We start from the raw sequence: 20,745 nt of genomic DNA on the forward strand, positions 1-20,745 counted from the left end.
GATAGGCCGGATGTGGAAGCGGGGACTAACGACCCGTGGAGCTGACCGGTACTAATAAGCCGAAGACTTGATAACACACTGATTTCCGTGCACTTGTTGCACGGGCTCGCGTCCACTTTGTGGTTCCCGACAGACGATCGGGAATCGAAACTGAATACACCGCTCTGTCTTCTTCACGGGAGACGGTAGTCGGGACAGCTTTGAGACCAGATCATGGTCGAAGGTGTTCCGGTGGTCATAGCGAGAGGGAAACGCCCGGTCACATTCCGAACCCGGAAGCTAAGCCTCTCAGCGCCGATGGTACTGCAAGGGGGACCTTGTGGGAGAGTAGGACGCCGCCGGACTTAACGTAAGAAAGATGTGGCCATCGGCCCTCCATCGAGAATTCGCAGGGGAAACCCTCGTTCTCGGTCGGGGCCGGTGGCCATTTCTGTTTCTGCCCTCGGTCGCTCGACGTCAGCTCCGGTTCGTGGTGGACTGGAAGCCGGACGTCGGATGACCGTGCGGCGCCCAACACAACGACACAGCGGACGAACGCCCGAGGCTCTGCACCGGGCACGCAACGAGGAGCAACGGTGGCGAACGACGACGATCAGCGGCGGAACGACGGCGACCGCGGAGATCGACCTCGACGGGACGGCGACCGCTTCCCCCGTCGCGACGGCGCTCCGCGTCGGGACGGCCAGAGCGATGGTCGTTGGTCGTCCGGTCCTCGCGAGTTCGAGCGCCGTGAAGGCGACCGTCGCGATCGTCCGCATGGTGGAGACCGTCCGTTCCGTGACGGCGCCCCCCGTCGAGACAGTGCACCTCGCCGAGACGGCGATCGTCCCTTCCGTTCCGGTGACCGGAACGACCGCCCCTCGTGGCAGGGTGACCGCGGCGACTCGGGCCGGCCGCCTCGTGGCGACGGTCCCCGTGGTGCGGATCGTCCCCGTCGTGATGGCGACCGTCCGTACCGTGGCGGGTCCGACCGTCCGGCTCGTGATGGCGACCGTCCGTACCGTGGCGGGTCCGACCGTCCGGCTCGTGATGGCGACCGTCCGTACCGCGGCGGGTCGTCGGATCGGCCTGCGCGTGATGGCGACCGTCCGTACCGCGGCGGGTCGTCGGATCGGCCTGCGCGTGATGGTGACCGTTCCTTCCGTGGCGGGTCGTCGGATCGGCCCGCGCGTGATGGTGACCGTCCGTACCGTGGCGGATCGTCCGAGCGTCCGCGTCGTGACGGTGACCGTCCGTACCGTGGCGGGTCATCGGACCGGCCTGCGCGTGATGGCGACCGTCCGGCGCGTGGTGGCTCGGACCGTCCGTTCCGTGGCGCTTCGTCGGACCGCCCGGGTCGCGACGGCGGCGAAGAGCGTCGTCGGTTCGGCGACGGGACCCGTCACGCCGGCGCCCGCTTCGGCGAGGCCGCACGCGACGACTGGGAGGACCGCGACCCCTACGGCACGAAGTCGATCCGACCGCGCCACGACGACCCGGAGATCCCCGAGGAGATCCAGGCGCGCGACCTCGACCCCGCGGCACGCATGGAGCTGAAGACCCTCAGCAAGGACAACGCCGACTGGGTTGCGCGTCACCTCGTGGCCGCTGCGCTCTTCGTCGACGACGACCCCGAGACGGCCAACCAGCACGCCCTGAGCGCCGCTCGCCGTGCCGGTCGTGTGGGTGTGGTCCGCGAGACGGCCGCTATCACCGCGTACCGCCTCGGCGACTTCGCGACCGCCCTGCGCGAGCTCCGCACCTACCGCCGGATCTCCGGTCGCAACGACCAGCTGCCGATGATGGTGGACTGCGAGCGCGGCCTGGGGCGTCCGGAGCGTGCGCTGGAACTCGGTCGTTCGGTCGAGCGCTCGGCCCTCGAGACCCCGGTGCAGGTCGAACTCGCGATCGCCATGTCCGGCGCGCGTCTGGACCTCGGGAATCCCACAGCAGCACTCGGTGAGCTGGAGATTCCACAGCTCGACCCGTCCACCGCCTACACGTGGTCCCCGGCGCTCTACAGTGCTTACGCGGCCACGCTCGAGGAGCTCGGTCGACAGGACGAGGCCGACGAGTGGTGGGCACGCGTGGACCGCGCGGCAGCGGCCCTCGCCGAGATCGCGGACGACAATGCTTGGGAGACAGTTGATGTGGTCGAGGAAACGCTCGAAGTCGAAGAACACGGAGACGCCGGAGACGACGACGCCGACGACCTCGGAGCCGACGCCGTCGCGACAGAAGAACTCGGCGGCGACGACGACCCCACAGACGCCCTCGATGACGACATCGATGACGAACCCGCCCTCGACGACCTCGACGACGACACCTCAGCAGCCGATGAGCCCGGCGAGGTCGACGACGACAACCCCCGCGACGTCGACGGCTCCGCAGCCGACTGAGCACTCGGCGGCCTTGACCGACGGCGTCGACGTGGTCCTCACCGACCTCGACGGCGTCGTGTACCGGGGCCGCAACGCGATCCCGCACGCGGTCGAGGCCCTGACCCGGGCCTCGCTCACGGCGCGGGTCGGCTACATCACGAACAATGCGTCGCGCCGCCCGATCGACGTCGCCGAGCACCTCGAGCGTTACGGGCTCGAGGTGTCCGAGGGTGATGTCGTCACCTCGTCGCAGGCCGGCGTCCAGCTGCTCGCGACCCTGGTCCCCGCCGGGTCGACCGTCCTGGTCACCGGCGGGCTCGGGCTGTCGAGCATCGTCGAGGCAGCCGGGTTCACGGTCACGTCGAGCGCGGAGGACTCCCCGGCCGCCGTGATCCAGGGCTTCTCGCCGGACCTCGGCTGGAAGGAACTGGCCGAGGCGTCGTTCGCCCTGGCCGATCCGGACGTGCCGTGGGTGGCCACGAACATGGACTGGTCGATCCCCGTCGAGCGGGGCATCGCGCCCGGCAACGGCACGCTCGTGTCCGCCGTGCACCAGGCCGTCGGTCGCATGCCGGTGGTCGCCGGCAAGCCCGAGCGGCCGATCTTCGACACCGCGGTCGAGCGGTTCGGCGGTGGTCGCACCCTGTTCATCGGTGACCGGTTGGACACGGACATCAAGGGCGCGAACGACGTCGGGATCCCGAGCGTGCTCGTGCTGACAGGGATCGACAAGGCGAAGCAGGTCCTCGCGGCCGACCAGCGCTCGCGTCCCACGTACGTGCTGGAAGACCTCCGGGGCCTGTCCCAGCCGTACCCGGAGACCGTCCGGCGCGAGGACGAGGACGGCACCCGGTACGTGACGGTCGGCACCTCGACGGTGGCGATGCGCGGGCACGTCGTCCGGGTGCTCGACGCCGGGACGGACATCGATCGGCTGCGTGCCGGCTCGGCGCTCATCTGGGAGTCCGGGTTGGCCATCTACGGCCTCGACGTGGACCCGCAGCTGTACGGCGGCGAGTAGCGTGTCGGACGTGCCGAACCCCGAGCAGTCGTCCGCCGAACCCGAGCAGCAGGACGCCTTCGCCGCGCGCACAGCCGAGGCAGAGACCCTCCCGCTCGCCGACCGTGCCGACGCCTTCTCCGCCCTGCACGACGAGCTGCGGACGCGGCTCGAGAGCGGCGGCTCCGCGAGTGCCTGAGCCGGACGGAGCCGTGCCCGACGCGACCCCGGTCCGCCTCGACGCCCTCGTCGCTGCTCGGGGCCTCGCGCGGTCGCGCACCGTCGCGAGCAAGCTGATCCAGGACGGCCGTGTGGTCGTCGACGGCCGTGCGGTCGTGAAGCCGTCAACACCGATCGCCGCCGACGCGGACATCGAGGTCGACGCCGCGGATGAATGGGTCTCGCGTGCCGCCCGGAAGCTCGTCGGTGCGCTCGATGCGTTCGACGTCGACCCCAACGGCCGGGTCGTGCTCGATGTGGGCGCGAGCACCGGTGGCTTCACCCAGGTGCTGCTCGCGCGGGGAGCCCGACGGGTCGTCGCGCTCGACGTGGGCCACGGGCAGCTGCACCCGACCGTCGCACTCGACGAACGCGTCGCGGTGGTCGAGGGGCTGAACGCGCGCAACCTCACGCGCTCCGACTACCTGGCGCTCGACACCGCCGCCGCCGAGACGAGCCTGGTGGTGGGGGACCTGTCCTTCATCTCGCTCCGACTCGTGCTGCCGGCGCTGGCCGAAGCCGTCCCCGCGGACGAGTTCGTGCTCCTGGTGAAGCCCCAGTTCGAAGTGGGTCGCGGTGGGGTGCGCGAAGGCATCGTGCACGACGCCGGGCTCCGGAACGACGCGCTCATGAACGTGCTCTGGGCGGCGTGGGACCTCGGCCTCGGGACGAGCGGGCTCGTCGCGTCGCCCATCGTCGGGACGCACGGCAACCACGAGTACCTCGCCCGCTTCCAGCGCGGTGTCGGGGGCAATCCGACAGAATGGAGAGTCCGGGCGACCGAACTCACGGAAGGGTCTTCATGAGTGACGAACGGCACATCCTGCTCGTGTCCCACACGGGCCGCCGTGACTCGATCGACGCTGCGGTCGAGGTCTGCGACCTCCTGCACGCGGCCGGTCTCACGCCCGTCATGCCCTTCGACGAGTACGCCGACATCCGGCGGGCCGAGGCATCCGTCGGCAAGGTGGACATCCTCGGTGTCGACGTCCAGCCGAACCAGCTCGAGATCGTCATCGTGCTCGGCGGCGACGGCACGATCCTCCGCGCGGCGGAGCTCGTGCGGAACACCGGTGCGCCGCTGATCGGTGTGAACCTCGGCCACGTCGGGTTCCTGGCCGAGAGCGAACGTGACGGCCTGTCCGAGACGGTCGAGCGTGCGCTGTCCGGCGAGTACAAGGTCGAGGAACGCGTCACCCTGCAGGTCGACGTGGTCGTGGGCAACCAGATCGTCTACTCGAGCTGGGCGCTGAACGAGGCCACGATCGAGAAGGCCTCGCGGGAGCGGATGCTCGAGGTCGTGACCGAGGTCGACGGCCGCCCGCTGTCGTCCTTCGGCTGCGACGGCGTGGTCGTGTCGACCCCGACCGGCTCCACGGCGTACTCGTTCTCCGGCGGTGGCCCCATCGTGTGGCCTGACGTCGACGCGTTGCTCATGGTGCCGCTGAGCGCCCACGCCCTGTTCGCCCGTCCGATCGTCGTCGGGCCGGACTGCACGCTCGCCATCGAGGTCCTGCGGCGCACGAGCGGCGTCGGTGTGCTCTGGTGCGACGGCCGACGGACCCACGACCTGCCCCCGGGCGCCCGTGTCGAGGTCCGGCGTTCGCCCGACCCGGTGCGGGTCGCCCGACTCAAGGACGCTCCGTTCACCGACCGCCTGGTCGCGAAGTTCCAGCTGCCCGTCGCCGGGTGGCGCGGCCCCCAGAGTGACGAGGACGACCGATGATCGAGGAGATCGCGATCCGCGACCTCGGTGTCATCGGTGAGACCACGCTCGAACTCGGGCCGGGCTTCACCGTCGTCACCGGGGAGACCGGCGCGGGCAAGACCATGATCGTCACCGCGCTCGGGCTGCTGCTCGGTGCGCGGGCCGACGCCGGCTCGGTGCGCCGCGGTGCGTCGAGCGCCGTCGTCGAAGGTCGCTGGCACGTCCCCGAGCAGGACTCCGTCGCCGAACGCGTCGAGGACGCCGGGGGCACCGTCGAGGACGGCGAACTCATCCTCACCCGCACGGTCTCCGCCGAGGGACGCAGCCGTGCCACGGTCGGTGGCCGGAGTGCGCCCGTCGCCGTGCTCGGCGAGCTCGCCGACCAGCTCGTCACCGTGCACGGGCAGTCCGACCAGATCCGTCTGACCTCGGCCACCGCGCAGCGAGCCGCCCTCGACGGGTTCGGGGGAGCCTCGCTCGAGAAGGCCCTCGCCCGGTACGTCGCCGCGTACGACGCCTGGCAGCAGCACGCCGGCGAACTCGAGGTCCTGGTCCGCGACCGGGACGACCGGGTGGCCGAGGCCGACCGGATCCGCGCGGCCTCCGACGAGATCGAGGCCGCCGACCCGCAGCCCGGCGAGGACGTGGAGCTCGCCGAGCGCGCCGAACGGCTGGGGAACCTCGAGGAGCTCCGGTTGTCCGCGGCCCTGGCGCACGAGGCCCTGTCCAGCGAGTCCCTCGACGGCGTCTCCGACGTCGTCGGCCTGGTCGAGTCCGCGCGTCGTGCCGTGGAGCGCGTCGTGTCGTCGGACAGCGCCCTGCAGCCGGTGCTCGAGCAGCTCACGGAGCTCGGGATCCAGGCGGCCGAGGCCTCGGCGAGCATCTCGAGCTACCTCGGTTCCCTGGAACCCGAAGCCGGGCACGACCTCGAGCTCATCAACGAACGCCGTGCCCTGCTGGCCGGCCTCACGCGCAAGTACGGCGAGACGATCGACGACGTCATCGCCTACGGACAGCGCGCGAGCGACCGGCTGCTCGAGCTCGACGGCGACGACGACCGGATCGCGGCGTTGCAGCAGTCGGTCGAGCAGGACGAGCAGGCGCTCGAGACCGCCGCCGCCGCGCTCACCACGGCGCGCACCAAGGCCGCGGCCGACCTGGCGAAGCGCGTGACCGCTGAGCTGAAGACCCTCGCGATGGGTGGCGCGACCCTGGTGGTCGAGGTCACCGACGCCGGCGAGTACCGCCGCCACGGCCGTGACCAGGTGACGATCCTGCTCCAGCCGCACTCCGGCACCGACCCCCGGCCGATCGGCAAGGGGGCGTCCGGCGGTGAGCTCTCGCGCGTCATGCTCGCGATCGAGGTCGTCATGGCCGGCAGCACCACGGTGCCGACGTTCGTCTTCGACGAGGTCGACGCCGGCGTGGGCGGTGCCGCGGCGATCGAGATCGGCCGGCGCCTGGCGAAGCTCGCCGAGCGGACGCAGGTCATCGTCGTCACGCACCTGGCCCAGGTCGCGGCCTTCGCGAACAACCACCTCAACGTCGTGAAGGACGCCAGCGGGGCCGTCACGTCGTCGAGCGTGCGCCGGCTCGAGGGTGAGGACCGGTTGCAGGAGATGGCACGGCTGCTCTCCGGACTCGGCGACAGCGCCAGCGGCATCGAGCACGCGCGCGAGCTGCTCGACGTGGCCGGCCAGCGGGCCTGACGGCCAGGCGGGCGGGCGCTGCCCGCCTCCCTGGTGCCGGTAACCCCGCCACGGAACGGCGAACCGGCCACGGTCCGAAGACCCGGCCACGGTCCGAAGACCCGGCCACGGAACGGCGAACCGGCCACGGAACGGCGAACCGGCCACGGCCCGAGGACCCGGCCACCCACCTGCGCAACGCCCAGGGCGAACCGAAGTCGCGCCTCCCGGCAGTTCTGACGTACGATGGAATCCCGTGGCGGACACTCTCAGCGGCGGTACCAATTCTTCGATTTCGACCCCGAAGGTGACGAAGCAGATCTTCGTGACCGGCGGGGTCGTCTCGTCTCTCGGCAAGGGCCTGACGGCGGCCAGCCTCGGCAACCTGCTCACGGCTCGCGGCCTCAAGGTCGTCATGCAGAAGCTCGACCCGTACCTCAACGTGGACCCGGGTACCATGAACCCGTTCCAGCACGGCGAGGTCTTCGTGACCGACGACGGTGCGGAGACGGACCTCGACATCGGGCACTACGAGCGCTTCCTCGACATCAACCTGTCGCAGGCCGCCAACGTCACGACCGGCCAGGTGTACTCGACGGTCATCGCCAAGGAGCGGCGCGGCGAGTACCTCGGTGACACGGTGCAGGTCATCCCGCACATCACCGACGAGATCAAGCGTCGGATGCGCGAGCAGGCGCACAACGACCCGCAGCCCGACGTGATCATCACCGAGGTCGGTGGCACCGTCGGCGACATCGAGTCGCAGCCGTTCATCGAGTCCGCCCGTCAGGTCCGGCACGAGCTCGGCCGCAACAACGTGTTCTTCGTGCACGTCTCCCTGGTGCCGTTCATGAACGCCTCGGGTGAGCAGAAGACCAAGCCGACGCAGCACTCCGTGGCGGCGCTCCGCTCGATCGGCATCCAGCCGGACGCGCTCGTCCTGCGCAGCGACCGTCCGGTGTCGGAGTCGAACAAGCGCAAGATCGCGCTGATGTGCGACGTCGACGAGGACGCCGTGGTGAACGCGGTGGACGTCCCCTCGATCTACGACCTGCCGACGCTGCTGAACAACCAGGGCCTCGACCAGGTCATCGTCGATGCGCTCAAGCTCGAGGCCGGCCCCGTCGACTGGACGGCGTGGACCCCGGTCCTGCGTGCCGTTCACGAGCCGAAGAAGGCCGTCACGATCGCCCTCGTCGGCAAGTACATCGACCTGCCCGACGCCTACCTGTCCGTGACCGAGGCGCTCCGTGCGGGTGGCTTCGCGCACGACGCCAAGGTGACGCTGAAGTGGGTCGTGTCCGACGACTGCACCACGCCCGAGGGCGCGGCGAAGCAGCTCGGCGACGTCGACGGCATCTGCATCCCGGGTGGGTTCGGCGTGCGCGGCATCGAGGGCAAGCTCGGCGCGCTGAAGTTCGCACGTGAGCAGGGCATCCCGACGCTCGGCCTGTGCCTCGGCCTGCAGTGCATGGTCATCGAGTACGCCCGGCACGAGGTCGGTCTGACCGACGCGTCGAGCACCGAGTTCGACCCGGAGACCTCCACCCCGGTCATCGCGACGATGGCGGAGCAGGTCGACATCATCGCCGGTGGCGACCTGGGCGGCACGATGCGTCTGGGCCTGTACCCGGCGTCGTTCACGCAAGGGTCGCTGGCGGCGGAGCTGTACGGAGCGCCGGAGGCCTCCGAGCGGCACCGTCACCGCTACGAGGTGAACAACAAGTACCGCGAGCAGATCGCGGACGCCGGCCTCGTCTTCTCGGGCACGTCCCCCGACGGCACCCTGGTGGAGTACGTCGAGCTCCCGCGCGACGTGCACCCGTTCTACATCGCCACGCAGGCGCACCCGGAGCTCCGCTCGCGTCCGACCGATGCGCACCCGCTGTTCGCGGGGCTCGTCGCGGCCGCGATCGAGCGTCACGAGGCGTCCAGCCTGTTCGACCCGCAGACCGAGGAGCAGGTCGCGTAAGCGCCGGTCTCCACGATCGGACGGGAGGCGCGGTGCCAGCTGGCACCGCGCCTCCCGTCCGTCTGTCGCCGCGTCAGGGGCGCGTGCTTGGATGGAGACGTGACAGACGCACCGATCGCTGACGAGTCCGCCTCCTTCGAGGTCACCGAATCCACCGTCGTGTACGAGGGCGCCGTCTGGGACGTGCGCCGCGACACCGTCGCGTACAACGGCGAATCGATGGTCCGCGAGTACATCGACCACACGGGCGCCGTCGCCGTGTACGCCGAGGACGACGAGGGCCGCGTCCTGGTCATCCAGCAGTACCGACACCCGGTGCGGCTGCGGGACTGGGAGCTGCCCGCCGGTCTGCTCGACATGGAGGGCGAGGACCACCTGACGGCCGCGAAGCGCGAGCTAGGCGAGGAGGCCGACCTCGAGGCCGACACCTGGGAGCCCCTCGTCCGTTACAACACCTCGTCGGGCGGCAGCGACGAGTTCATCCAGATCTACCGGGCGCGCGGTGTTCGCTCGACCGAGTCCGCGTTCGAGCGTGAGGCGGAAGAGGCCGACATCGTGACGCGCTGGGTCCCGCGGGCAGAGCTGCTCGAGGGGATCCTGGGCGGTCGGCTCAACAACTCGGCCCTCGTCGTCGCGACGCTCGCCGTCGAGGCCATCGAACAGCGCGGCAAGTGAGCGGGTCCGCGGTCGAGGGCTTGCGCGACCTGGTCGCCACCGGCACCTGGACGCACGAGCCGGAGGCCGCCAAATCCGACGGCGACGTGTTCCGCGTCACCGCGGTCGAGGGCAGCGATGCCTGGCGGACCACCTCGTACGGGTTCGTGCACGACTCCGAGCACGCGCTGCTGCAGCCGACCGACGGGCCGTTCTCGGTCGAGGCGTCGTTCGTGCTCGACTACACCGAGCAGTTCGACCAGGCTGGGGTGTTCCTGCGCGTCGACGAGCAGACGTGGATCAAGGCCGGCGTGGAGTTCTCGGACGGAGCGCCGCAGCTCGGGGCCGTGGTCACGCGCGGGTTCTCGGACTGGTCGGTGTCGCCCGTGCCGGAGTGGGCGGGCCGGGTCGTGACCGTGCGCGCGAGCCGCGATGGTGACGCCGTGACGATCCGGGCGTGGGCCGAGGGCGACGAGCCCCGTCTCGTCCGGGTCGCGTACCTCGACCCGGAGGCCGTCGTTTCCGCGGGACTGCTGTGCGCCGGGCCGACGCGGGCCGGGTTGACCGTGACGTTCACCGGGTTCCGCTTGGGCGCGCCGGACGAGGCGTTGCACTGACGTGCTGGCCGACGGTCCGTCGTGTCGCCGCTCGCCGGTTAGCCTGCTGAGGTGATGCCCCTCGACCGTGCCGTGGAGACGTACCTCCGGCACGTCGCGATCGAGCGGGGACTCTCGCAACACACGTTGTCGGCGTACCGGCGGGACCTCGCCGTGTTCGCCGATTGGCTCGCGACCGCTCCGGTGGTCGATTCCGACGGCGCGGACCGGGCTGGTGGTGCGTCGGCGATCGCTGACGTCGCCCGGCTGGCACGGGCGGACGTCTCGGAGTTCGTGACCTACCTGGCGACGAAGCCGGACGGTCCGCTGGCGCCGAGGTCGATCGCGCGGATGCTCAGCTCGGTCCGGTCGTTCACCGCCTTCGCCGCGGGGGAGGGCTGGCTGCCGCTCGACCCGGGCACCGCCGTCCGGCCGCCGAAGGCCCCGATGCGGCTGCCGAAGGCGATCCCCGTCGAGGACATGGAACGGCTGCTCGGGGCGGTGTCCGTCGATGCCGACGACCCCGTCCAGCTGCGGGACAAGGCGTTGCTCGAGCTGCTCTACGCAACGGGTGCGCGGATCTCCGAGGCGGTGGGACTGTCGGTCGACGACGTGACGACGCTGTCGGACGCCGCTGCTGACGCTTCTGGCCCGGGCCCCGGTGCGGACGGGCTGTCCGTCGTGAAGGTCACCGGCAAGGGCAACAAGCAGCGGATCGTCCCGCTCGGCAGCTTCGCCCGGGCCGCGATCGATGCCTACCTGGTGCGGGCACGGCCGGTGTTCGCGGCGCGAGGGGCGTCGACACCGGCGCTGTTCCTCGGTGCCCGCGGCGCGCGGTTGTCGCGGCAGAGCGCCTGGCTCGTCATCCAGGCCACCGCTGCTGCCGCCGACCTGGAGGCGCACGTGTCACCGCACACGTTCCGGCACTCGTTCGCGACGCACCTGCTCGAGGGCGGTGCTGATGTGCGCGTGGTGCAGGAGTTGCTCGGGCACGCGAGTGTCGCCACGACGCAGATCTACACGATGGTCACGGCGGACATGCTGCGGGACGTGTACCAGACGGCACACCCGCGGGCGCGGCGGTAGGTCTCGTCGCGGCGGAAGGGTCTCGCCAACGAAGGCGAGGCCCTTCCTCCACGCATCAGCTCGAGTGCCCCCGTCAACGACGCGCCCGATGGCCGAACGAGGCCCAGGCGAGGAACATCCCGGTCAGGAGACCGAACATCCCGACACCGAGGAAGCGCAGCTCGCCGTCGGACGTACCGTTCGGCATCACGCTGACCAGCCATCCGAACCAGAGAACGATCGGCAGGAGACGCAGGAACCTCGAGGCCCACCGATCGGTGAATTCTCCGGCCGTGGCCAGGGCGAACCCGACGAGGAGTCCGACGAAGAGTGGTGTGATCATCGTTCTAGCACTTCGGGAACGTCGGCCACCACTGGGCGATGACGCCGGGAAGCCCCGCCAGGTGGAGTTTCACGCACTTTCCCCCGGCGAGCTGTGCCGTGCTGAACGCGGCGAGCACACCGCAGGTCACCGTGAGCGCTCGGAGGACCGGTACGGGTGACTTCGAGAAGAGCGCCGCACAGCTCGCCACCGTCCCGACGACCGTGGCGCTCTCGGCTCGGTTGAACGTGACGGTCCAGTACCCAGGGAACGTGCTGTAGCGCGGATCGGCGACGACCGGATAGGCCGTCCGCGAATCGACTTGGACGTCCTGGACGAGAGTTGTCCCGTCGACCCGGTAGTTCGTCGGCAGGGCTCGTCCGCTCGCATCGACCGCCCATGGTGCGTCGATGCCGGCGATCAGATCACCGTTGGCGTCGCTCACAGTCACCCGTCCGTCGTCGAGGAGCACCAGTTCGACATCGTCGTCGAACGCCCAGCTCGCACGGGACGATGCCGGAGCGCTCATCACCGCCGCGTAGCGAGTCGAGTTCTCATCGAGACGGTCCGCTGTGTACTGGACACCGGCCTCGTGGTCCGAGTTCGGGCCGGGGGTGATGCTGGTAGCCGCCGATGTGCCCGGGGCCGCTGAGGGGGCACCCGATGCGAGCACCTCAGGGCTGTCTGGAAGGAAATCGTCGGCGAGGCCGAGCGCGCGCTCCGCGGCCTCGACGGCCCGGATCGTCTGATCCTCTCCGAGGGGAGCCGCCGCGGCTGGTGTTGCGGACAGGAGCGCGCACCCCAGCACGACCGACGACATGGCCGCGAGAGTAGTTGCCCCGCGTGTCCCGAGCTTGTTCATGGTTCTCCCTTCGGTACGGTGGCAATGCCGTACTGGAATACTGCATGACAGATTCGACAGGTCTCAACCTCTGGCTATCTTTGCCATCGGTGATCTGATCAGTGTTGCCCCGCGTCAGAAGAGATGGAGCTGCACTGACGCGGCTACAGCGCCGGTCGCGACGGCCACGACGATGGCGCTCGCCGAAGCGCTCCTCGCGAGCACTCGCCACCCGCCGGTCGCGCCGGGGTGGACGACACCGACGAGCCCACACACGAGAGCGAGCACGCTGCAGGCGCCCAGCGGGTTGATGAGGATCGACGTCAGGGCGAGCAGCACCGCGAGCACCGTGAGCACGGACAACCGTCGGTCGCGACCGCCGCCGGACGCCCACGCATGGGTCCGGATCGCCGCCGTCTGCACCGAGAACGACGGCCCCACCGGAGCGACGACGATCGGCGTGACCGGTTCCGCGGCACCCGCGGGGACTCGCGTGACCGCTCCCCAGGTGCGACCGTCCCACCAGCGCAGGCGACGGGCGTCCTGCGGGTCCGGGAACCAGCCTGCGGCCGGCAGCGTCACGGTGACTCCTCGAGGTGCGGGGTGGATCGACGCTCCCGAGCCTAGGAGCGCGGTCGTCACCGCCCCAGTCCCCAGCCGGGTGTCAGCACAAGGGGGGACCCGGCCGGTGCACTACGGTCGGGGCGTGCCCTCGACGCTCGACGACTTCTGGACCGCGCGACGCCGCGAGCGCCCGAGTCTTCCGACTGCCGTGCCGGAGGCGTGGGCCTTCGGCGCGACTCCGGAGCAGGCGGACGCGCTGTTGCGGCTCGTGCTCGACGGGGTCAAGGTCGGCACGGCGTCGTCGCTCTGGGACTACGAGGCGACCGGTGACCCTCTGCCCGCGGCCGACGAGCTGAGCATCGTGACCGACGGCTCGGGTGCGCCCCGCGCCGTCATCGAGACGACTGCGGTCAGGGTGGTGCCGTTCGACCAGGTCGGCGCGGACCACGCCTGTGCCGAGGGTGAAGGCGACCGCACGCTCGAGCACTGGCGGAGGGTGCACGAGGCATTCTGGCGTGCACACTCGGAGAGCCCACGCGGGTTCGCACCGGACATGCCCGTGGTGTGCGAGCGCTTCCAGCTGCTCTGGCCGAACGGCTGAGCCCGTGCCCGAGCCGGGTGCCGGTCAGGCGGGGACCGGTGCCGCGTCGACCTCGGTGAAGACGTCCTTCACGGCGGCGAGCAGCCGTGCGTTGAAGTCCACGCCGAGCTGGTTCGGCACGGTGACGAGCACGGTGTCGGCAGCACGGACGGCCTGGTCGGCAGCGAGCTCCGCGACGAGCTGCTCGGGCTCACCGATGTAGGAACGGCCGAACCGGGCCAGCCCGCCGTCGAGGTGCCCGACCTGGTCCTGCCCCTCGACCTGCGCGCGGATGCCGAAGTAGTGGCGCGACTCGTCGTCGATGATCGGGATGATGCTGCGCGAGACCGAAACGCGCGGTTCGCGGTCCCAGCCCGACTCGGACCACACCCGGCGGAAGCGCTCGATCTGCTCGGCCTGCAGCTGGTCGAAGGGCACACCGGTGTCTTCGGTCAGCAGGGTCGAGGACATCAGGTTCATGCCCTGCTCGGCCGTCCACTCGGCGGTGGCGCGCGTGCCGGCACCCCACCAGATGCGATCGCCGAGCGAGTCGGACAGCGGGGAGATCGGCAGGGACCCGACCGAACCCGTCGTCTGCGGGTTGGCGTTCGCCATCGGCTCGCCGGCGATCGCGCGGCGGAACACGTCGGTGTGCGCCCGGGCCATGTCCCCGCCGTTCTCGTCCGAGGCGTCGGGCACGTAGCCGAACTGCTGGTAGCCGGCGAGGGCGGTCTCGGGTGATCCCCGCGAGACGCCGAGCTGCAGCCGTCCGCCGGAGATCAGGTCGGTGGCCGCGGCCTCTTCCGCCATGTAGAGCGGGTTCTCGTAGCGCATGTCGATGACACCGGTGCCGATCTCGATCCGGCTGGTCTTCGCGGCGATGGCGGAGAGCAGCGGGAACGGCGCGGCCTGCTGCGGCGCGAAGTGGTGCACGCGGAAGTAGGCGCCGTCGACACCGGCTTCCTCGGCTGCGACCGCGAGGTCGATCGCCTGCACCAGGGCCTCCCGCCCGCTGCGCACCTTCGACCCCGGCACGTCACGCCAGTGTCCGAACGACAGGAACCCGATCTTCGTCATGTCCATGCGAACGCATCCGGAGGCGGTGCCATTCCGCCGCGACTACCGTGTCCGGGATGGAGGATCCCCGCCCCGCACTCGAGGCCGAACGCGCCCGCAACGAACGGTTGCTGACCGAGGTCGAGCGGAGCATGCGCGACGTCAGTGACGCGCGGCAGGACGCCAACTCCGACGACGAGCACGACCCGGAGGGCGCGACCCTGGCGTGGGAACGCGGGTCGCTCGGTGCGGTCCGTGACGGCGCCCGGCTGCGGGTCCGTCAGGTGGACGCAGCGCTCGCACGACTCGACGACGGCACCTACGGGCGCTGCACGGTCGGTGGCGAGCCGATCCCGGACGCCCGGCTGGCCGCCGTCCCGTGGGCGGCGACGTGCGTCGCGCACGCGTGACGGGCACGTGGGCGGTACCGCGTCACGGCCTGGAGGCACGGCGAACGGCCGCCACGCGCCTCCCGGCATGCGCACCCCGCGTTCACCCCGTGCGCCGCTGATTCCCAGCCGCGCGCCCTACGTTTTCGGCATGGACGGCGACCCGAACGACCGACCCGGCGAAGCCCGGGCCGACGGCGCGGATCGCCAGCGCTTCCAGTGGTTCCACCGCTTGCGCGCCTGGATCCACGCGCGGCCGCACGTGCACCTGCTCTACAAGGTGCTGGTCGGCATCGTCGGCGGGCTGGTCGTCATCATCGGGCTGATCCTGGTGCCGCTGCCGGGGCCGGGATGGCTCGTCGTGTTCATCGGCCTCACGGTGCTGGCGAGCGAGTTCCACTTCTTCCACAAGATCATCACCTGGCTCAAGGCGCAGTTGCACCGCTTCTGGGACTGGGCCAAGCGGCACGGGCCGAAGCGGCTGCGGGACGCAGCCGACCGGGGCAAGGCCGACGTCGACGCTGCGCACACCGGTGCGGCGCGGACGGTCGGGGTGCGTGCGCGGGCCCGCGGCGCGAACTCGGCGCACCCGGGCCACTAACACTGGGGGAGCTAGTCGGCACCGTGCCGTGCTGGTCATCGCGTCCGAGGTTGATCGCTCCGTGCGGCGCTGCAGGCCCGCACCGAGCGATCAAGCTCGCACCGAATGGGCATCACCGCACCGTGCCGGGCACGCCTACTCGGCCGCGACCCGGACCGAACCGGTCGCGGTGCGCTCGATGACCTCGGCGGCGTGCTCCTCGACCTCGGCAGCGTCCTTCGACGACAGCTGCAGCACGAGGGCGACGACCGCGGCGAGCACGATGAAGCCCCCGTACCCGGCGATGACCGGGACGAGGCCGACCGACGGCTCGAGCAGCCCGCCGATGACCGAGGGCACCCCGAACGCCAGGTAGCTGACGACGTAGATCGTGGAGAGCAGTCCGGCGCGGTGGGTGGGCGCAGCGGTGGCGAGCAGCATCCGCAGCGGTGCCTGGAACCCGGCACCGAAGCCGACACCGGCGATCGCGCTGCCGACGACCATGCCCGGCAGGGAGTGTGCGAACACGAACGACACCGTGACGATCGGGCCGAGCACGAGCGCGACGAGCCCGAGCAGGACCGCGCGTCGGGTGTCCATCCGCTGGATCGCCAGACCGGTCAGGGCGCCGACGCCGGTGACAACGGCGATGAGGGCGCCGGCGGCGAAGTGGTTCGTGATGCCGAAGACCGTGCCGAGCGCCGAGGGGACGAGCGACAGGAACATGCCGCCGAGGGCCCAGCTGGCGACGAGCGAGCCGGCGACGCCGCGGAACAAGCGGCGTGAGGACCGCGGCACGCTGATCGTCGGGCGAAGGGACCGGAGGGCCCCGGGGCGGCGCTGCACCTGCTCGGGCACGACGAACAGCGCGAGCACCAGCAGCACGAGGAGCGCGCCGAACAGCAGGTAGACGAGCTGCTCCGGCGCGGGGCCCCACTGCACCAGGGCGCCGCTCGACATCGCGCCGGTGGCCAGGGCGATCGGCGGGATGACGCCGTTCAGCACACCGGCCATGGTCGGGTGTCGCTCGAGCGAGTTGTCGATGAGCGCCGCACCGAGGGCCCCGATGAGCAGCCCGACCGAGACGCCCTGCACGATCCGGTCGACGATGAGTGCCACGACCCCGTCCGCCATGGCGAAGAGGCCGAGCGACAGCGCGACGCCCAGGCCGCCGACGACGAGCACGGGCTTCCGGCCGACGTGGTCGGACAGGCGACCCGCGACGAGCAGGCTCGCCAGCAGCCCGGCGACGTAGATGGCGAAGACCCCGGTGAGCATGAGCGGGGTGAGGTGCCACTCGGCTGCGTAGACCGGGTAGATGGGCGACGGCACGGCCGACGACGCGACCGAGACCAGGAGCATCGCCGCCAGGATCCAGAACCCGGCGACCGAACGAGCTGACTGGTGCATGCGCACCCCTTTCCATCTCCGTGCAGTACGACTGCATTCGTACCGCACCCGAACAGTACGACGCAAGTCGTACAGCAAGCCGAACGGTGGTAGCGTCCCCTCCATGCCCGCGCACGTCGATGCTCCTGAACGGCTGCCGCAGCCGTCCGTGGCCGAGATGGACCTCCCGGTCGTGATGGACGCCCTGAGCGACCCGATCCGGCTCGCGATCCTGCACCGCTACCTGGTCGACGCGGCCGGGGGTGAGCGCACCTGCGGCTGGGTCGGCATCGACCGGCCGAAGTCCACGCTGACCCACCACTTCCGGGTCCTGCGCGAGGCCGGTCTGCTCGAGCAGCACCTGGAGGGCCTGACCCGCGTCAGCCGCGTCCGTGTCGAGGACGTGCAGCAGCGGTTCCCCGGGCTCCTCGACCTGGTGCTCGACTGGCAGGTCCCCGCGGCCCTGCTGCGCGAGGGGATCGCATCGTGAGCGCCGGCGGGAGCGCCGGCGTGGACACTGTGCACACGCTTCCGTCGATCGTCGCGGACCCCGCCGTCACCACGGCGCTCGCCGCGGACCTGACGGCGGCCGGCTTCACGGTCGACCGGCTCGACTCCCTGTGGGGCGCCGAGGCCGCGGCTTCGCTGCACCGGGGCTCGCGGGTCGCCGCGCTCCGTGCGCTCGCCGCCCGCGAGACCACGCCGCTCGGCACGCTGGCGACGCTGTTCGTGCTCGGCCTGCCGGTGGCGCGGGCCGAGGCCGCTGTGGCGTTCCCGACCGCCGGGCTCGACGCCGTCATCGCCGCGGGCCTGCTGCGCAGCGGAGGCGAAGGCGACGGCAACGGCGCTGACGCGCTCATCCACCCCACCGTCGACCTGCGCCCCTACGCCTTCGTCGACGACCTCGGCGCCGGCAGCTGGTGGATCGTCTCCGACCTCGGTGAGCTCGCCCTCGGGCACGCGATCAGCGAGGAACACGTGCTCGGCATCGGCGGCGCCACCACGACGTTGAGCGGCCTGCAGGTGCCCGTGCCGGTCGAGCGTGTGCTCGACCTCGGCACCGGGTGCGGCATCCAGGCCATGCACGCGCGGCGCTTCGCCGACCACGTGGCCGCCACCGACATCTCGCGCCGTGCCCTCGACATCGCCCGGTTCAACGCCCAGTTGAACGGCATCGACGGCATCGACTTCCGGTTCGGCTCACTGTTCGAGCCGGTCACGGGGGAGCGCTTCGACCGGATCGTCTCGAACCCGCCCTTCGTCATCACGCCCCGTCGCGATGGCGTCCCGTCGTACGAGTACCGCGACGGCGGCATGGTCGGCGACGCCCTGGTCGAGACGGTGCTCCGAGGCCTGTCCGACCACCTGGAGCCCGGTGGGACCGCTCAGCTCCTCGGCAACTGGGAGTACCACTGGGGCGTCGACGGCCTGGACCGCGTGCGTGCCTGGTTCGCCGACACCGACCTCGACGTGTGGGTGATCGAGCGCGAGCGGCAGGACCCGACGTCCTACGCCGAGACCTGGATCCGCGACGGTGGGACCAAACCCGGCACGGCCGAGTTCGACACCCTGATGGGCGCCTGGCTCGACGACTTCGCGGACCGTCGGGTGACCGGCGTCGGCTTCGGGTACGTCGTCGTGCGCCGACCCCTGCCTGGAGGCCCGTCCGCCCTCCGCCGGTTCGAGCGCGTCCCCGAGACGCTCGGCTCCAACCCCGCTGGCCTCGGTGCGACGGTCGCCCGCGTCCTCGACGCGGCCGCCTGGCTCGCCGCGCACGACGACGCCGCGCTCGCCGCCGCCCACCTGTCGGTGGCCGGCGACGTCACCGAGGAGCGGTACTACTGGCCGGGCAACGACGACCCCACCGTGATGACCCTGGTGCAGGGCGGCGGGCTCGGGCGCCGAGTGGATGCGGACACCGCACTCGCGGCGTTCGTGGGTGCATGCGACGGCGACCTGTCCGTCGCGGCGATCATCGGTGCGCTCGCGCAGATCACCGGCGTCGACGAGCAGGCGCTCGCCGCCGACCTGCTGCCGGCGGCGCGCGACCTGGTGCTCGACGGGATGCTCGTCCCCGCCGCCTGACGATCAGGCGCGGTGGTCGCGCCAGCTGTGCTCGGGCGCGTAGCCGAGGAGCTCGCGGGCCTTCTCCGACGACAGCAGCGAGCTGACGCCGTCGATGTCCGCCCGGCGCTCGATGTCCGGCACGTAGCGTTCGACGAGCTCGATGGTCGGGGTGTCCATCACCGTGTCGGGGCTCGCGATGACGAACGCCTCGAACCCGGTGAGGTCGGCCTCGAGCGCCCGGCGTACGGCCTGGGCCCCGTCGCGGGAGTCGATGTACGACCACAGGTTGAACGTCTTCGCCTCGGGGGTGGCGTCCCACGGGAACGCCGGGTAGTCGGTCTCGTCCATCACATTCGAGAAGCGCAGACCGATCATCTTCAGCTCCGGGTCCCAGCGCGTGAAGTGGCGGGCCATCTCCTCCTCGACCGCCTTGCCGAGCGAGTACGAGGACTGCGGGCGGACGGCGAACTCCTCGTCGACCGGCAGGTAGGGCGGGTGGTGCTCGCCCATCGGGATGCCGAGCAGGGTCTCGCTCGACGCCCACACGACGTTCTTGATCTTCGCGGCACGGGCGGCGTGGAAGACGTTGATCGACGAGGTCACGTTGTTCGTGATGAGTGCCACGTCGGGCACCTGCCCCGGGGCCGGCACCGCCGCCAGGTGCACGACGGCGTCGACGTGGTCGTACCGGTCGTCGATGCCGAGCAGGGCGTTCAGGACCTGGCCGTGGTCGGTCAGGTCGATCCGCACGAACGGCACACGCTCGGGCTTGTCGGGGGAGGGGACACGGTCGAGCAGGACCACGTCGTACCCGTGCGCATCGAGGTCACGCACCACCGCTCGTCCGAGCTTGCCGCTACCACCGGTCACCACTACACGCGTCATCGCGTCACTCCACATCGTCGTCGGAACACGCCCTGGCGGGCACCGACCATCCTGCCCCGCCACCCTTGAGGCGGCCAGGCCCTGTCCGTACCCCACTGCCGGAACCTGGTGCCGGGCTGGGCCGGGCCGGGCCGTGCCGTCAGGCGGTGGGGGCGACCTGGGCGATCGCGAGGCGGGCGACGAGCTCGACGTGCTCGGCCATGTCGCGGGTGGGGTCGAAGAGCCACTGGATCTGCATGCCGTCGGACACCGCGAGCAGCACGCTGGTGAGTTCGTCGGGGTCGATGTCGGTACGCAGTCGGCCGTCCTGCTGCATCGTGCGGAAGTCGGCGGACAGGTCGCGGCGGCTGCGCTCGTACCGCTCGCGGAAGTACTCGTGCGCCGGGTGCTCCGAGTCGGTCGCGGCCGCGGCGGACAGGTTGACGAACATCTGCACCAGGCCGGGGACCTCGGCGTTGTGCCGCACGATCGCCGCGAGCAGGGCCGCCGGGTCCGCGGCCTGCCAGTCGTGCGCGAGGTCGAGTTCGTCGCGGCGGCGGAGGATCTCGACCCAGAGCTCGTCCTTCGAGTCGAAGTAGTGCAGCAGGCCGGCCTGGGTCAGCTCCACGGCGTCGGCGATGTCCTTGATGCTCGTCCGCCGGAAGCCCTGCGACGCCACGAGGTCCAGCGCGACCGTGAGGATCTCCTCGCGCTTCGCGATGCCCTTTGCGTACGAACCCCGTCGTGCCATGGCCAGACTGTACCGCCCGCAGGAGACCCGAGAAAACCAAGCAACGGTTGGTTTTGGGTGGTACGGTGCAGGAGCTGCCA

General features: G+C 70.9%; 22 protein-coding genes and 1 rRNA gene. 16 read left to right on the forward strand and 7 right to left on the reverse strand.

Annotation, left to right across the window (positions count from 1 at the left end; genetic code table 11):
• The first annotated feature begins 227 nt into the window (after positions 1-227).
• From rrf to KK087_RS00055, 11 genes are all read left to right on the forward strand, one after another.
• A 5S ribosomal RNA gene (gene rrf / locus KK087_RS00005) occupies positions 228-344 on the forward strand.
• 1,182 nt (positions 345-1,526) lie between these two features.
• On the forward strand, positions 1,527-2,378 hold the full coding sequence (locus tag KK087_RS00010) for a tetratricopeptide repeat protein (protein WP_214563780.1): 852 nt from the start codon (positions 1,527-1,529) through the stop codon (positions 2,376-2,378).
• 13 nt (positions 2,379-2,391) lie between these two features.
• Complete coding sequence (locus KK087_RS00015) at positions 2,392-3,381, forward strand: HAD-IIA family hydrolase (protein ID WP_110892159.1); 990 nt, start codon at positions 2,392-2,394, stop codon at positions 3,379-3,381.
• Positions 3,382-3,391: 10 nt separating this feature from the next.
• Positions 3,392-3,559, forward strand: coding sequence for a hypothetical protein (locus KK087_RS00020; RefSeq protein ID WP_214563781.1), 168 nt, complete (start codon positions 3,392-3,394; stop codon positions 3,557-3,559).
• Between the two features lie 13 nt (positions 3,560-3,572).
• Entirely contained in the window at positions 3,573-4,385 is an 813-nt protein-coding gene (locus KK087_RS00025; RefSeq protein WP_307859883.1) for a TlyA family RNA methyltransferase, read from the forward strand.
• Positions 4,382-5,305, forward strand: coding sequence for an NAD kinase (locus KK087_RS00030; RefSeq protein WP_214529877.1), 924 nt, complete (start codon positions 4,382-4,384; stop codon positions 5,303-5,305). Before KK087_RS00025 ends, KK087_RS00030 begins: the two co-directional genes overlap by 4 nt.
• Complete coding sequence (recN, locus tag KK087_RS00035) at positions 5,302-6,996, forward strand: DNA repair protein RecN (RefSeq protein ID WP_214529878.1); 1,695 nt, start codon at positions 5,302-5,304, stop codon at positions 6,994-6,996. The genes KK087_RS00030 and recN overlap by 4 nt, the downstream gene beginning before the upstream one ends.
• A gap of 235 nt (positions 6,997-7,231) precedes the next feature.
• On the forward strand, positions 7,232-8,947 hold the full coding sequence (pyrG, locus tag KK087_RS00040) for a CTP synthase (RefSeq protein WP_214529879.1): 1,716 nt from the start codon (positions 7,232-7,234) through the stop codon (positions 8,945-8,947).
• A gap of 99 nt (positions 8,948-9,046) precedes the next feature.
• Positions 9,047-9,622: an NUDIX domain-containing protein gene (locus tag KK087_RS00045; protein ID WP_214563783.1), complete on the forward strand. Its 576-nt coding sequence runs from the start codon at positions 9,047-9,049 to the stop codon at positions 9,620-9,622.
• Positions 9,619-10,218: a DUF1349 domain-containing protein gene (locus tag KK087_RS00050; RefSeq protein WP_214563784.1), complete on the forward strand. Its 600-nt coding sequence runs from the start codon at positions 9,619-9,621 to the stop codon at positions 10,216-10,218. The genes KK087_RS00045 and KK087_RS00050 overlap by 4 nt, the downstream gene beginning before the upstream one ends.
• A 54-nt stretch (positions 10,219-10,272) precedes the next feature.
• Complete coding sequence (locus KK087_RS00055) at positions 10,273-11,283, forward strand: site-specific tyrosine recombinase XerD (protein ID WP_214563785.1); 1,011 nt, start codon at positions 10,273-10,275, stop codon at positions 11,281-11,283.
• A gap of 73 nt (positions 11,284-11,356) precedes the next feature.
• On the opposite strand, the gene KK087_RS00060 is transcribed toward KK087_RS00055, so the two are convergent.
• The 3 genes from KK087_RS00060 to KK087_RS00070 all read right to left on the reverse strand — a co-directional run bounded on the left by KK087_RS00060 (position 11,357) and on the right by KK087_RS00070 (position 13,007).
• A complete protein-coding gene (locus tag KK087_RS00060; protein WP_214563786.1) occupies positions 11,357-11,605 on the reverse strand; it encodes a hypothetical protein in 249 nt (82 codons plus the stop codon).
• Between the two features lie 4 nt (positions 11,606-11,609).
• On the reverse strand, positions 11,610-12,446 hold the full coding sequence (locus KK087_RS00065; protein WP_214563787.1) for a hypothetical protein: 837 nt from the start codon (positions 12,444-12,446) through the stop codon (positions 11,610-11,612).
• Positions 12,447-12,560: 114 nt separating this feature from the next.
• Entirely contained in the window at positions 12,561-13,007 is a 447-nt protein-coding gene (locus KK087_RS00070) for a DUF2510 domain-containing protein (protein WP_214563788.1), read from the reverse strand.
• Positions 13,008-13,131: 124 nt separating this feature from the next.
• Here KK087_RS00070 and KK087_RS00075 point away from each other — a divergent pair, with 124 nt between their 5' ends.
• On the forward strand, positions 13,132-13,590 hold the full coding sequence (locus KK087_RS00075) for an ASCH domain-containing protein (protein WP_214563789.1): 459 nt from the start codon (positions 13,132-13,134) through the stop codon (positions 13,588-13,590).
• Positions 13,591-13,614: 24 nt separating this feature from the next.
• On the opposite strand, the gene KK087_RS00080 is transcribed toward KK087_RS00075, so the two are convergent.
• Positions 13,615-14,652 carry an LLM class flavin-dependent oxidoreductase gene (locus KK087_RS00080; RefSeq protein ID WP_214563790.1) on the reverse strand — a complete coding sequence of 346 codons (1,038 nt, stop codon included), beginning with the start codon at positions 14,650-14,652 and terminating at the stop codon, positions 13,615-13,617.
• A gap of 50 nt (positions 14,653-14,702) precedes the next feature.
• On the opposite strand from KK087_RS00080, the gene KK087_RS00085 reads away from it, so the two are divergent.
• Both KK087_RS00085 and KK087_RS00090 read left to right on the forward strand, forming a co-directional pair.
• On the forward strand, positions 14,703-15,035 hold the full coding sequence (locus KK087_RS00085; protein WP_214563791.1) for a TraR/DksA family transcriptional regulator: 333 nt from the start codon (positions 14,703-14,705) through the stop codon (positions 15,033-15,035).
• A gap of 130 nt (positions 15,036-15,165) precedes the next feature.
• Complete coding sequence (locus tag KK087_RS00090; protein WP_214529889.1) at positions 15,166-15,615, forward strand: TIGR02611 family protein; 450 nt, start codon at positions 15,166-15,168, stop codon at positions 15,613-15,615.
• 135 nt (positions 15,616-15,750) lie between these two features.
• On the opposite strand, the gene KK087_RS00095 is transcribed toward KK087_RS00090, so the two are convergent.
• A complete protein-coding gene (locus KK087_RS00095; RefSeq protein WP_214563792.1) occupies positions 15,751-17,004 on the reverse strand; it encodes an MFS transporter in 1,254 nt (417 codons plus the stop codon).
• Positions 17,005-17,107: 103 nt separating this feature from the next.
• Between KK087_RS00095 and KK087_RS00100 the strand changes: the two genes are divergently transcribed.
• Together KK087_RS00100 and KK087_RS00105 are read left to right on the forward strand one after the other, a co-directional pair.
• Complete coding sequence (locus KK087_RS00100) at positions 17,108-17,473, forward strand: ArsR/SmtB family transcription factor (RefSeq protein ID WP_214529891.1); 366 nt, start codon at positions 17,108-17,110, stop codon at positions 17,471-17,473.
• A gap of 20 nt (positions 17,474-17,493) precedes the next feature.
• Positions 17,494-19,068, forward strand: a complete 1,575-nt coding sequence (locus tag KK087_RS00105) for a DUF7059 domain-containing protein (protein WP_307859885.1) — start codon at positions 17,494-17,496, stop codon at positions 19,066-19,068.
• Between the two features lie 3 nt (positions 19,069-19,071).
• Here the strand turns inward: KK087_RS00105 and KK087_RS00110 are convergent, their stop codons facing one another.
• Positions 19,072-19,935, reverse strand: a complete 864-nt coding sequence (locus KK087_RS00110; protein WP_214563793.1) for an NAD-dependent epimerase/dehydratase family protein — start codon at positions 19,933-19,935, stop codon at positions 19,072-19,074.
• Positions 19,936-20,074: 139 nt separating this feature from the next.
• Positions 20,075-20,665 carry a TetR/AcrR family transcriptional regulator gene (locus KK087_RS00115; RefSeq protein ID WP_214545166.1) on the reverse strand — a complete coding sequence of 197 codons (591 nt, stop codon included), beginning with the start codon at positions 20,663-20,665 and terminating at the stop codon, positions 20,075-20,077.
• Positions 20,666-20,745 lie beyond the last annotated feature (80 nt).

Origin of the sequence: Curtobacterium aurantiacum (assembly GCF_018598555.1) — a bacterium.
Taxonomy (GTDB): Bacteria; Actinomycetota; Actinomycetes; order Actinomycetales; family Microbacteriaceae; genus Curtobacterium; species Curtobacterium aurantiacum.